Below are 12,380 nucleotides of genomic sequence, written 5' to 3' on the forward strand. Positions count from 1 at the left end.
TGTCGAAATATAAGCCGGTTGTATGACTAAGCACTTCTTTCTACAGAGGAATAATCATTGAAGGACGCTTCGACCTCACCTCATCATCGAAAAACTGTCGGAACGTAATGACGTTATCGTAGCCCGCATAAGCAGACTCGTTAGCTTTCTTCAAGGACTCCGGTACGATCAGGGTGATTGAATTTTTATCCATCTCAGTAATGGCCTCACCCGACACACGATCATCAACAGTCGCGAGAAAAATTGCCCCAAACGGTTTCTCTAGCGCCAACTGTTTCCATCTTTCACGCAGGGTTGTCTTCAAGGAAACGATTACAGCGTCCCCCTTGATGTTGAGTTCCTTAACGTCCGGCAAAACAAAGTCCGGGCGACGACCACCAAAGACAGCCTGCGCTTCGTGGCGAATTCGGCCGTCCTTGAAAAGTCTACCTACATGATGCTCGAACGATAGCCCCGCCCTGCTCTTTCGGGTTTGCGCCGCACTGAGAAATATTGAGTCGAGCTCAGAGAACGCCCGAACCAGATTTCCAACAGGATCACCTCCTCCATGAAGGAGAAGTCGGGCGACCTGAGCTGCACGAAAACGGAGTTCCGCCTGCTTGTAGATAGAATATTCAATGTCCCTGCTAATGCGCATTACCGCGTCACCAGGCATGGAGACACAGTACGGATTCATATCACTCAGATCATTTTCACCGAGCCATTTTTCCTGGGCCATTCCCGCTAGTGTCTCTGGAGATGGCAGAGTCTGCTTCTTGATAAATTGCTCTAACGTTCCATCCTTGATCGCCTGCGACAATTCAGCAATGAGCTGGTCGGTTTCGGAAGCAGGCTTGGCAAGAGCAGTCGGATCGAATAATCCATAGTGAAAATCGGCCCCCAACTCGAACGCAGTCTCAATAATTTCTGCTTCTTCGCTCACCGAATCGACGACGATGAACCAATAGCTTGAACCAAAATGCGCTTGCTTGAGCTTTCCAATAACGAGCAGCGATGCTGGAGAAAGCTGCTGGAATTGCTCCTTAGGTATACCCGTATGCTGCCACTCGTACCTTGGCCTTGCCTTCTCTTTATCAGCCGGATTACGCATCGAAAAATATTTGATTGTCGATGTTTTGATCTCGCCAGAGGCTGGCCAGAACGTTGGATACTCCACATCGTAAATATGCGGTTTTTCCGGATTTGAATTACTCAGCTTGGGAAAGAAGTCAGACTCAGCCACAGGACGAGGGATAAAAAATCCGTTCTGATGCCCATTCTTGGAACTATCCGCCCATGATGAGTCATTGCGAGACAGCTTCTTAATGAAGATGCTCTCGCTTTGATTGACCAAAGCAGAAATATCATTCCATTCAGGATGGAAACCCATCGTAATTCCTTATTTATGATATTCAGGTGAACCTTAATAGGCTCAAACAGCTCGACTGGGATCACTACAATTGCATATTTTAGCGAACTGCCAATGAGCTTCAGCCCACGCTAATGTGAGGAGCCACATCCCGGACTCAACATATTTTCGTCGATCTGGATATATTTAGATCCATTTTTAAGCCAGCTAGCAATCAGGTCAACAAGCAATAAGGACTTCTCTTTTCTCATCGACCTTACAGCACACTCCCAAACGACAAGAATTCTCCAGCCCATCGCTTTGAGCGCTTCTTCCTGCAGGCTATCGCGTCTTTGATTTTTGCCGATCTTCTCCAGCCAGAACTCGGGGCGAGTCTGAGGAACCTTGAAATATCTACACGCATGCCCGTGCCAAAAACACCCATGTACGAAGATGAGAGCGCGATATTTCGGCAACACCAGATCTGGTTTACCGGGAAGGTCTTTGACGTGCAAACGAAAGCGAAAGCCCCGCGCATGCAGGGCTTTGCGGATTAGAATTTCAGGCTTGGTATTTTTACCCTGAATTCCAGCCATCATTCTTGAACGAGTAGCTACATCCACGACATCAGTCATTTCGCATCCATATTGTCGTCAGATCGGCCGAAGCGTCTCCAGCATCAAGTGGGAAGGGCGAACTCCAATTGAGGCTGCCCAGTATCGGCCATTTTCTCCTTCGCTTTCAGGATGCGCTCTTTCATCAACTGGGCCACCGCTTCGAAAACCGGAACGGCAACCGAGTTTCCAAACTGACGATATGCCTGGGTATCAGATACTGGAATCACAAACTTGCTTTCCCCCGGCTTGTCGAAACCCATCAGGCGCGAGCACTCATGCGGAGTCAGACGACGCGGACGATTGAGCTGATTCAATTCACTGTTGAAGTCCAGCGTTTCCACAAATCCACGGTCAACCAGAATTTCCGACCCGTCTTTGTGATATCTCGCGGAGAGGGTGCGAGCAACGTCGTTAGGACGGGTCAAACCAAAACCAAAGCCGTTGCCCTTCTCACGATGCTTGGCAGCGTAGCGGTAGAGGTAATCCCAAAGCTTCGGAGTCAGGATGTATTTTTCGTCCACTTCCTTATCAAGCAGATCACCGAAACTAGGTCGCTGCTTTGGTATGAGCTTACTGATTTCGCTCAGCGTGAATCCTTGGTGAACGTTCAAGTCGCGGCGGAAGCCGACCAGCACGATTCGCTCACGATGCTGTGGCACGAAATGCCTGGCATCAATGACCTTCGGATCTGATCCCTTTGGCGCATTTACATCTGCAACCTCATAGCCCAATTCATCCAGCGCTTCGCAAATGATCCGGAAGGTATTGCCCTTGTCATGGCTTTTCAGGTTTTTTACGTTTTCAAGCAAGAATGCGGCTGGCCGCTTCGCGGCAATGATCCGGGCCACGTCGAAGAACAGAGTGCCTTGGGTCTCACATTCAAAACCGTGCTTGCGCCCCAAAGAGTTCTTCTTGGATACACCTGCAAGCGAAAACGGCTGGCATGGGAAACCTGCCAGCAGAACATCGTGGTCAGGAATTTCGCGATCAATGTTCTTGTAGGCTTCCTCGTCACTGATTTCTGGCTTGTCTGAGAGCGTGACCGAGCGGATATCGAGATTGAAGCGATGACGGGCAGGATCGCAATAGTGGTTCGCTTTGTACGTTTTAACGGCGTACTTGTTCCATTCGGATGTGAACAAGCACTCGCCACCGATGGCTTCAAACCCTTTCCTAATACCGCCAATGCCGGCAAAGAGATCGATAAAGGTGAATGAAGGTTTGTGGTTCAAACGCTTGGGCAAAAGATCCTTGAGACGAGTGAACTCAATATGGGAGAGCTTCGGCGAGGCCTTGCCCTTGATCCAGCGATTGATGGTTTCTCGGCACCAGTGGCTCGGGCTAACGTCGTTGAGAATTTCGGCCAGCTGCCCTTGGTCGTAAATCTCCAAGAGCTTGTTCAGCAGCGCCAAGTCGGTCACAGGATGGGTATCAGGCTCGTACGAACCCGAGGTTGTTTCGCTCAAGGATTCAAAAGACGGTATTTCAAAAAGATTCATGAGCCCGAAATTCCTCTGGGTCAAAGCTGTGACGAATGGTCACCATTCTAGCCCGCAAAACTTCAAAGTAAATGAAATTTCCTGGATTCCGTGAGATGAGTCATGGCTACACGGATGTGGGAGCTGCGGGGTTCGATGGCGACCAAAGGCTGGATATAAACACAGCATAATTTACTCCGCATCTTTGTCCAGGTTTCCTTTCGCCTCAGGACCAGTAGGAAAAGTCGCTGGTTGACGACCATCCCTGATGCCCCTACCCTCAGCTCCGAGCCTAAGAAACTCTAAAAACCAGAGCGGTTCTCCGCACCCGACAGTCATGCGGCTTTTTTTCGTCTGCGGTTTCTCTACGTCTGCGAAAAATCCCGTTATGTCGGGAGTGGGCGAATACAAGACCCGAAAGGGGAATATGTCCGGCCCGTCTCTGGTGGGTTTCTTAGCTCCCGACACCCTAACGAATGCCCTAAGAAAGCAGCCAGAGGTAAATGGAAATGCCTGGATATCAAACCTTCATGATGAAGGTGAATCGCTGTACCCGCCGTTCGAATCCCGTGCTTCCAGGTCAGGAGGCATACCATGTCTGAACCACTTCTCCCGACTCGTTTCATACGCAACAAAACCCACCTGCACGCCCTTCTGGTTGAGAACCAAGCGTGGTTCTGTGTCCATGAACTGGGCCGGTTGATGGGCAAACATCTTGATGAGCGCCAATTGCGTAAACTCGACGCTGATCAGCAGCAGATGATGCGCGTGGAGATCTATGGCGAAGCTGAGGACCACATGATGGTGAGTGAGTCCGGCGTATATGCGCTACTGATCTATCACTACTGTCCTGAGCATCGGCAGCTTCGTGAGTGGCTGACGCATCAGGTTGTGCCTGCTCTGCGTGATGCTCGTAAGGCGCGCTCGGTTGAGCGTCCGACGTTGAGTGTTTTGAGTTGGCCGCGAATGTCGTTGAGTACGTTGCACTGGCAGGACGAGCCGTGGATTCGGTTGCGGGATATGCCTTGTTTGTTGGCGGAGGATCCGTTCAATCGGCAGGAATCCTGGTGGCGTAGAGCTTCGCGATTGTTGCGTGGTTGCTGAGGGTTTCAAGATCCGCTGTTTGAGGTTCAAGCAGCGGATTTTTTGTGCCTCAAAATGCTTGGGGCTGTTTCGCAGTCCAGCGGGAGCAAGCTCCCTCGACACAGCGTGATGCGTGGCCTGCGATGTCGGCGTGAGTATTGAATCTGGTTGATGCCGAGAATCCCCAGCAGTCTTGCTCCCACAGGTTTTGCATCATCCTGAAAACAATCAGTGCAACCCGCGCCGCCTCCCGCTATTAATACCCCTCCCCCACTCAAGGAACCGAGCCCCACCATGAAATTCGATCTCGCCTACTGCCTCAGCCTCGACGACAAGTTGTCGATCTATGATGTTCGCGATCTCAATTTCGATGAGACGGTGGCCTTCGACTCCGCGAAGGAACACTTCCAGTGCCCCAACGATGCCTGTCGTTCGGCGTTCGAGGCTTCCAATGAGTTGGGCACGTTCAACGCCAAGAATGTGAATTACGTGCGCACGCCGCACTTCAAGAATCTGCCCACGACGCAGCATGTGGCGGGTTGTCCGTATGTGAGTTTGAAGGCTTCAGCGTCTGGTGTTGAGACAGCGGATGGTGAGGTGGATGACGGTCGCGAAGAACACTTCCCATCAGAGTTGTTACTGACCCGGCGTGAGTATGTGCGCAAGCCTGTCGCGCCAGCGGGGGTGGCGGATGTGTTGCGGGATGATCCGGTGCGGGTGGCGGCGGAGAGTGGTAGAGAGTCGGCGGGTCGTGAGTCGGCGCCGGACAAGACCAGTGTGTTTGCGCATCCGGTGGAGTGTTTTGTTTCGAACTTCGCCGACAAGGAGTTGCTTAAGCGGATGCCGTTGAAGGTCGGTGAGCATTCGGCGCCGTACAGTTCGTTCTTCAAGAAGATCGAGTATCTGACGGACAACAAGGGGCTGATTTACTGGGGGCGGATCAAGAAGATCGAGGACTTCCACAGTGCCAGTTTTCGTATCGATTTCGAGGATAAGGTCTGGTTCAAGAAGCCCGAGGACAGTAAGAAGAAGCCGTATCCGGTCAGCGTTTATCTGAACAAGAAGCTGATCGACAACTACCGCAAGCGCAAGGCGTTTCTGGAGGAGATCAAGCACGCGGTGGATAGCGACAAGGCGTTGTTCTGTTTCTTCTATGGGGTGACGCCGGAGTTGAAGCAGGTGCCGGGCAAGAAGAACCCCGAAAAGCCTTTCGAGGTCTTCAATGCCAATATCGAGAATCTGGATCACTTCATTATTCGTGAAGCGCCGGGGCTGGAGTGACGGTTAACCCTGGGGCAGTTGCAGGTTGACGGCGCCGGGGTGTTGTTTGACGAGTGAGTACGGCAGGATCGACCAGTCGGGTGAATCGCAGGCTCGCTCGACGCGGGCGAAATACGCGCCGATGTACAAACCTTTTTCGGTGAAGTGCCAGTTGGAATAGCTCCAGTTATCTTCATTGGTGAAGTCGCAACTGTCTTCATCTCCGCCTACCGGTTTCTTCATTTCATCCGGATACAGCGCGGTGAGTTGTTTGATCAGCCACGGCTTGAAGACTTCGCTTTGGTACTTTGAGCGCGCTGCGTCTTCGGCCTCGGTCAATGGCTGGTCACCACCTCGGTAGCGATCAGCGTGAAGGATTGGCTGACCCTCGCCCACCCAGAGCACGTCTTCGAGCGACAACGGATGGCCGGTTTTCACATCGATGTTAAGTGGTGAATCGCCGAAGTCTGGGTGCGCACCGCCGCAGTCGTAGCTGGTGGAAATGTTCAGGCTGATGACGCTGGGCGAGATAAATGTCGGGGTGACGTCCTGAAGGAATTCGGCGTAACCGCGACCTCGCAACTGGCAACCGTAGTAACTGATGGCCTCGTCCCACAAGCGCCCGAGCAACTGCTGGTTAACCCGTTGCAGATCTTCTTTTGGCATCCCGGATTCGATGCTGAACATGGACATCTTGGTATCAGGCTCTTCCCACCATTGCAGGGAGTAGCCCATGAAGTCCTGCTTTTTACCAGGTTTGAGTTTCAATCCCTGAAGCCGCAGATATTCGTAGGGCTCGCTCTTGGGCAACTTGGCGATGTAGGGCAATGCATTCGCCGGCACTTCGGGAAGTGGCGTATCAGTGACGAGTACGGGCAACTTTTTGCCCTTCGGGTTTTGCCATTCGCCCTTCCAGCCGCCATCAATCTGTTGCAGTTTCAGCGTGGGTAACGGCTTGCCCGGCTCCATACGATCACTGCCCTCTGTGAGCAGCAAGACGTCATTTTTATAGGTGCCGTTAAGCTCTAGATCGCGGTGAAATTTCTCATAAAAGTAACGACCGGTGACTTGCTCCGGGTCACTAATATCGACTTCGAAAACGATCGGCATTTTGCCCAACGTGCCGGTGAACACCATCCGGTTATCTTCGGCGTGTGCGAAGGATAGCAGCGAGAACAGCACAGCGGCGCAGGTTGCCAGACGCATCAGTCCCTTGAGCATTGATCGTTCCTTGAAAGAGGCGGAGGCCGCGCCGCCATTGGAGGACCGGCGCGGATAAATTCGCGGCGATTATGGCGGGGTTACGCCTGGTAATCGAGAGTCTGCGCTTGAAAGATAACGCCACCTCAAGGCAGTTGCAGTGCAACCCCGCCCGGATGTTGTTTGACGATTGTGTACGGCAGAACGCTCCAGTCCACGAATCCGCAGACCGCCGCGACGTGGGCAAATGATGGCTCGAGCTTGATGCCCTGTTCCGTGAAGTACCAACCCGGATAATGCCAGGGATAATCCTCGTCGTAGCCGCAATCGTTTTCACCCTCGGGGGTGACGGTCATTTCGTTTGGGTAGAGTTTCAGCAACTGTGCGACCAACCAAGGTGCCAGTTCAGTGTTGCGGTAGTTCGACCACGCTGTCGAAGAGCCGGGTGAGCCCGCGGCGAAATCTTCATGTTCCTCGTAGTGCAACGGCTTGCCCTGCCCCACCCACAAAACATCATCAAGGGTCAGAAGCTTGCCTGTCTTGGTATCGATGTTGAGCGCGTCGTGGCTTTGATCCGGATAGGCACCGCCACAGTAATAGTCCGATGAAATCCGCACACTCATCACTGTGGGCGACATCCACAGTGGCTGGCTCCACTGCGCATAACTTCCAGAACAGCCATAAGACGACAACACTTCGCCCCACAAACGCGCCATCAATTGTTGGTTGATACGTCGACGCTCTTCGAGGGAGTAACCGGTCACCACTTCGAACAGAGAAGTGTCTGTCTTCGGCTCGGTCCACCACTGCAGCGTGTAGCCCATGAAGGTGTCGGTCTTGCCTTTTTTGAGGGTGACGCCCTGCAGTCGCAGATATTCGTAAGGATACTTGTCGTGAAGGATGGTGAAAAAGGGCAAGGCATCGTCGGGTACATCGGGGATGACGGCTGGTTCTAACTCGACCTTCAGGATTTTCCCAGCGGTACTCGTCCACTCGCCATACCAACCATGAGTTGTCGGCTGCAGACGAAGGGTCGGGCGCGAGTCTTCCATCCGCGAACCTTCTTCCAGCATCAGTGTTTCCCCGTCCAGGGCACCGTCGAGTGGCAGATCCTTGCGATACTTCTTATAGAAGTAACGACCGTCTCCAGTGCGAGTATTTATTTCGAGGACGATGGCCGCTTTACCCAAGGTGCCGGTGTACACCTGCGCGCCGTTGTCGGCCCACGTTGCAGTCGAGACAAACAAGCCCGTCAGAAAAAGAACAGCGAACAGGCGTAACAATCCTCGGAACATCACTTCATCCTTGAATAAACGAGCAACTGCCCGCCAAAAGAAGCTGCGGATTATGTCGAGGTTGCGCGAGGGAATCGAGCGCTGTCGCCTTCAACTCAAGCACATGCTGATCATCACCATCAGCAACAGCCCGATGTACACACGCGCATGCACCCGATCCGGGATCCGCCCAATCCATGGCTCGGCCAATCGAATCCCGATGAGCGCCCCCACCGTCAGCACCGCAAACGCCAGCAAATCCACATACCCGACAAACCATGCGCCCAGGTCAGCCTGACTGAACCCGGCCAACGCCATATACGTCAGCGTCCCGGCCAATGCCACCGGCACGCTCAACGGATTGGCCATGGACGTCGCTTGCGACATGCTCAATCCACAACGGCGCAACAACGGCACGGTCATGACGCTTCCTCCTACACCGAGAAACGTCGCGATGGCGCCAATGCCTACACCACCTGCGGAAGTTTCCGTAGTGCCAAGTCGGCGTGGGATGACATCTGCATTTTGAGTGAGGAATCCGCGTCGTAACAGGCAATCGATAATGGTCACGCCGAGGTAGCCGATGAACGCATAGCGAATCACGTCGCCGCTAACCCACGCCGCCGCTATTGCACCCACGACCGCACCCACTCCGATGAACCCTCCCAACGGCCACAGGTAATGGCGGATGAGATTGCCAGCGCGACGGTGTTTGTCGGTGGCGATCAGGGCGTTGACGATCATCACGCAGGTCGAGGTGGCGACGGCGATGTGCATCGCCGATTGGCTGATCGGGCCGTCGGCGCCGTGGCTCGAGGTGAGCAGGCGATACAGCAGCGGCACCACGACGAAGCCGCCGCCGAAGCCGAACAGGACTGCGGTGATGCCGGTCAGGCAGCCGAAGAGGGTCAGCAGTAAATAGAACATGTCGAGGCGTCCGTGGTGGGAGAGCGGTCGACGATAGAGCGGTGGCGCTTGGCCTGCTTCAGCAAGTCAGCCAATAATGTTTGCGTTTACGCCAACCACCGGGAAAAGCCTGATGCGCAATGTTTCGATCAATCTGCTGGATGACACGCCGCGCGCGGTGGTGGCGATCGGTACGGATTATTCCCACGGTCACTTGCTGCCTTTTCATACGCATAGACGGGCGCAGTTGCTGTACGGCGCGACCGGGGTGATGCAGGTAAGTACCCATGACGGCAATTGGGTGGTGCCGCCGCAGCGAGCGGTGTGGATTCCGCCGGGTGTGGCGCATGAGGTGTTGATGCTTGGGGTCAGCACTCGCAGCTTGTATATCGAACCCGGTGCGGTGGATTTGGGTGAGCGCTGCCAGGTGATCAGTGTGTCGCCGTTGATGCGGCATTTGCTGATGGAGGCCGTGGAGTTACCGCTGACCTATGACTTGGGCGGACGCGATGGCGTGTTGATCGACCTGTTGTTGCATGAACTGAGGCGCAGTGCGCCGCTGCCGTTGCACATTCCGCTGCCGACTGACGGAAAGCTCCTGTCTCTGTGTCAGACCTTTCTGCATCAGCCGTACGCCCATCAATCTCCACAGCAGTGGGCCGAGCAGTTACACATAAGCTTGCGCACCTTCAACAGGATGTTTCGGCAACAGACCGGATTGAGCTTCAGGCAATGGCGGCAGCAGGCGTGCGTGGTCCTGGCGCTGGCGCGACTGGCCTCGGGTGAAGCGGTGACGCGCATCGCGCTGGACTTCGGTTATGAAAGCCCGGCGGCGTTCTCGACGATGTTCCGGCGGATCCTCGGGCAGGCACCGTCCGTCTGGTTGGAGGCGGCGAATTAGCGCAAATCAAAAAATGCGTTTGATCCCGGCCGAAAACAACTGTACAAAAACACAGTACATTTTCAATCAGCACTCTTGAGCCCGGAGCACACCATGGCCTCTCTTGCGATGAACCACATCCTCGAACGCATTGCCCTTTTCCAGTTCACCCCGACGCACTGCGTCCAGGCCCGAGCGATGCTGGGCTGGAGCGTGGAACAGCTATCGCGGGAGGCTGAAGTTTCGGTTGAAGACATTCAACGCTTTGAAACGCAGCAGGATGTCGCGGATGCGGCGCGGCTGGCGTTGGCTTACCGGTTCGAGGCGCAGGGGCTGGTGTTCTTTCCCGGGTTTGCACCGGGGCGTAGTGCGAGTGTTCAGGGCGTGTCATCGGAAGCGGTGGGACGTGGGGATTTTGCGATGGCTGAGTAAGACAATCGCCCCCGAAGGGGCGAACTGGCGAAGATCTATCAGGCGCTCTGCACCACCGCCTCACTCTCCCCTTCAACCGCCAACCACCACGCCTCCCCGCGTTGCGGTTGAGCGATGTTAAACGCCTGCCCCATCTGCGGCGTGGTAATGGAAATACTACGTTCCCACGCCAGTGCCAGAATACGGTCGAACGGTTCGTGCCAGGCGTGCATCGCCAAGTCGAAGGTGCCGTTGTGGATCGGGAAGAGCCAACGGCCCTTGAGGTCGATGTGCGCTTGCAGGGTTTCTTCTGGCTGCATGTGCACGTGCGGCCATTCGACGTTGTAGGCGCCGGTTTCCATCAGGGTCAGGTCGAACGGGCCGTATTGTTCGCCGATGCGTTTGAAGCCGTCGAAGTAACCGCTGTCGCCGCTGAAGAAAATCCGGGTGTCGCCGTCGATCATCACCCAGGACGCCCACAGGGAGCTGTTGCCATCGAACAGGCCACGGCCGGAAAAGTGTTGCGACGGTGTGGCGACGAAACGGATGCCGGCAATCTCGGCGCCCTGCCACCAGTCGTACTGGCGGACTTTGCTGGCGTCGATGCCCCATTTGATCAGGGTATCGCCGACGCCCAGCGGGGTCAGAAACAGGTTGGTTTTGGCCGCCAGTCTGAGCACGGCCTGGTAATCGAGGTGGTCGTAATGGTTGTGCGACAGGATCACCGCTTCGATCGGTGGCAACTGGTCGATGCTGATCGGTGGCTGGTGGAAACGTTTCGGCCCGGCCCATTGTACCGGCGATGCGCGCTCGGCGAAGACCGGGTCAGTGATGAAGAATTTGTCGCGCAGCTTCAGCAACAGGGTCGAGTGACCGAGGCGATAGACGCTGTGGTTGGGCGCTGCCAACAGTTCTTCCCGGGTCAACGCTTGCACCGGGATTGGTGCTGCGGGCCGGGTGTTGCGCGGTTTGTGGAAAATCATGTTCCACATGATCCGCAGCATTTTGCGCAGGCCTTCGCGTTGCACAGGTGCGTGGTTGCGAAACAGCCCCTGATGCTGCCGCGAGGCTTCAGGCGTGGATGTGTTATCCGGGATCGAAACTGGATTGGCCATGACTGAATGACTCCAGAAAAACCGCGCAATTCACGGTTTTTCCACGGTGGGACGATAAATGGCCAAAGCTGCACGCATAGGCCGAACTGTCTGGTTTTTAAGTTACGAGGATTAACGCAACATTACACTGCTCGGTGTAGTTTCTAGGTTGCATCAAAGCGGATGACAAGTAAACTGCCAAGTGTAATTTCATCTTTTCTCTGCCGAAGCGTACTTATGACAGCTCCACTGCGACTCACCGACCGTAAACGCGAAGCCATTATTCAGGCGGCGATTGCCGAATTCCGTGCCCACGGTTTCGAGATCACCAGCATGGACAAGATCGCGGCCACCGCCGGTGTGTCGAAGCGCACGGTGTACAACCATTTCCCCAGCAAAGAAGAGTTGTTCGCCGAAATTCTCAACCAGTTGTGGGCACGAATCAGCGCCGAGCAAGCAGTGACCTACAGCCGCGATCAGCCGTTGCGCGAGCAATTACGGCAGATGCTGCAGGCCAAGGTGCAGTTGATGGCTGACGAAAATTTTCTGACCCTGGCACGGGTGGCGATTGCTGCGACCATTCACTCGCCTGAGCGCGCGCAGAACATGGTCGAGCGTATGGGCGAACGCGAAGAAGGTCTGACCGTGTGGATTCGCGCCGCGCAGGCCGATGGACGATTGAAACCGGTCGACCCGGAATTCGCCGCGCATCAAGTGCAAGGCCTGCTCAAGACCTTTGGCTTCTGGCCACAGATGTCGATGGGCCGCGCCGCTCTTGATGTCGACATGCAGAACACCGTCGCCGAATCGGCGCTGGAAATGTTTTTGGCCCACTATCAGCTCTAAATCG

The 12,380-nt window shown here is 54.8% G+C and carries 12 protein-coding genes; 5 read left to right on the forward strand and 7 right to left on the reverse strand.

The genetic code is table 11. From position 1 onward, the window contains the following. Window positions 1-40 precede the first annotated feature (40 nt). The 3 genes from RMV17_RS22340 to dcm form a co-directional block, all read right to left on the reverse strand. On the reverse strand, window positions 41-1,369 hold the full coding sequence (locus RMV17_RS22340; RefSeq protein WP_311882619.1) for a type II restriction endonuclease: 1,329 nt from the start codon (window positions 1,367-1,369) through the stop codon (window positions 41-43). A gap of 110 nt (window positions 1,370-1,479) precedes the next feature. Then, the gene (locus RMV17_RS22345; protein WP_016983948.1) at window positions 1,480-1,962 is read right to left on the reverse strand and encodes a very short patch repair endonuclease; all 483 of its coding nucleotides are present in this window, start codon (window positions 1,960-1,962) and stop codon (window positions 1,480-1,482) included. A gap of 44 nt (window positions 1,963-2,006) precedes the next feature. Continuing rightward, the gene (gene dcm, locus RMV17_RS22350) at window positions 2,007-3,443 is read right to left on the reverse strand and encodes a DNA (cytosine-5-)-methyltransferase (protein WP_311882620.1); all 1,437 of its coding nucleotides are present in this window, start codon (window positions 3,441-3,443) and stop codon (window positions 2,007-2,009) included. A gap of 573 nt (window positions 3,444-4,016) precedes the next feature. Here dcm and RMV17_RS22355 point away from each other — a divergent pair. Both RMV17_RS22355 and RMV17_RS22360 read left to right on the forward strand, forming a co-directional pair. Next, window positions 4,017-4,526, forward strand: a complete 510-nt coding sequence (locus RMV17_RS22355; RefSeq protein ID WP_311882621.1) for a Bro-N domain-containing protein — start codon at window positions 4,017-4,019, stop codon at window positions 4,524-4,526. A gap of 273 nt (window positions 4,527-4,799) precedes the next feature. Next, complete coding sequence (locus RMV17_RS22360) at window positions 4,800-5,786, forward strand: hypothetical protein (protein WP_311882622.1); 987 nt, start codon at window positions 4,800-4,802, stop codon at window positions 5,784-5,786. 3 nt (window positions 5,787-5,789) lie between these two features. Here RMV17_RS22360 and RMV17_RS22365 read toward each other — a convergent pair whose 3' ends face one another. The 3 genes from RMV17_RS22365 to RMV17_RS22375 form a co-directional block, all read right to left on the reverse strand. Further along, a complete protein-coding gene (locus RMV17_RS22365; protein ID WP_311882623.1) occupies window positions 5,790-6,986 on the reverse strand; it encodes a hypothetical protein in 1,197 nt (398 codons plus the stop codon). A gap of 125 nt (window positions 6,987-7,111) precedes the next feature. Further along, window positions 7,112-8,260 (reverse strand): hypothetical protein, encoded by a 1,149-nt coding sequence (locus tag RMV17_RS22370; RefSeq protein ID WP_311882624.1) that lies wholly within the window; start codon window positions 8,258-8,260, stop codon window positions 7,112-7,114. 90 nt (window positions 8,261-8,350) lie between these two features. Continuing rightward, on the reverse strand, window positions 8,351-9,166 hold the full coding sequence (locus RMV17_RS22375; protein ID WP_311882625.1) for a sulfite exporter TauE/SafE family protein: 816 nt from the start codon (window positions 9,164-9,166) through the stop codon (window positions 8,351-8,353). A 112-nt stretch (window positions 9,167-9,278) separates the two neighbouring features. Here RMV17_RS22375 and RMV17_RS22380 point away from each other — a divergent pair, with 112 nt between their 5' ends. Together RMV17_RS22380 and RMV17_RS22385 are read left to right on the forward strand one after the other, a co-directional pair. Next, the gene (locus tag RMV17_RS22380; RefSeq protein WP_311882626.1) at window positions 9,279-10,046 is read left to right on the forward strand and encodes a helix-turn-helix transcriptional regulator; all 768 of its coding nucleotides are present in this window, start codon (window positions 9,279-9,281) and stop codon (window positions 10,044-10,046) included. Window positions 10,047-10,139: 93 nt separating this feature from the next. Next, entirely contained in the window at window positions 10,140-10,457 is a 318-nt protein-coding gene (locus tag RMV17_RS22385; protein WP_311882627.1) for an XRE family transcriptional regulator, read from the forward strand. 38 nt (window positions 10,458-10,495) lie between these two features. On the opposite strand, the gene RMV17_RS22390 is transcribed toward RMV17_RS22385, so the two are convergent. Then, the gene (locus tag RMV17_RS22390; protein WP_311882628.1) at window positions 10,496-11,551 is read right to left on the reverse strand and encodes an MBL fold metallo-hydrolase; all 1,056 of its coding nucleotides are present in this window, start codon (window positions 11,549-11,551) and stop codon (window positions 10,496-10,498) included. A 216-nt stretch (window positions 11,552-11,767) separates the two neighbouring features. Between RMV17_RS22390 and RMV17_RS22395 the strand changes: the two genes are divergently transcribed. After that, a complete protein-coding gene (locus tag RMV17_RS22395) occupies window positions 11,768-12,376 on the forward strand; it encodes a TetR/AcrR family transcriptional regulator (protein WP_311882629.1) in 609 nt (202 codons plus the stop codon). Window positions 12,377-12,380 lie beyond the last annotated feature (4 nt).

The organism is Pseudomonas sp. VD-NE ins (genome assembly GCF_031882575.1).
Taxonomy (GTDB): domain Bacteria; phylum Pseudomonadota; class Gammaproteobacteria; order Pseudomonadales; family Pseudomonadaceae; genus Aquipseudomonas; species Aquipseudomonas fluorescens_BZ.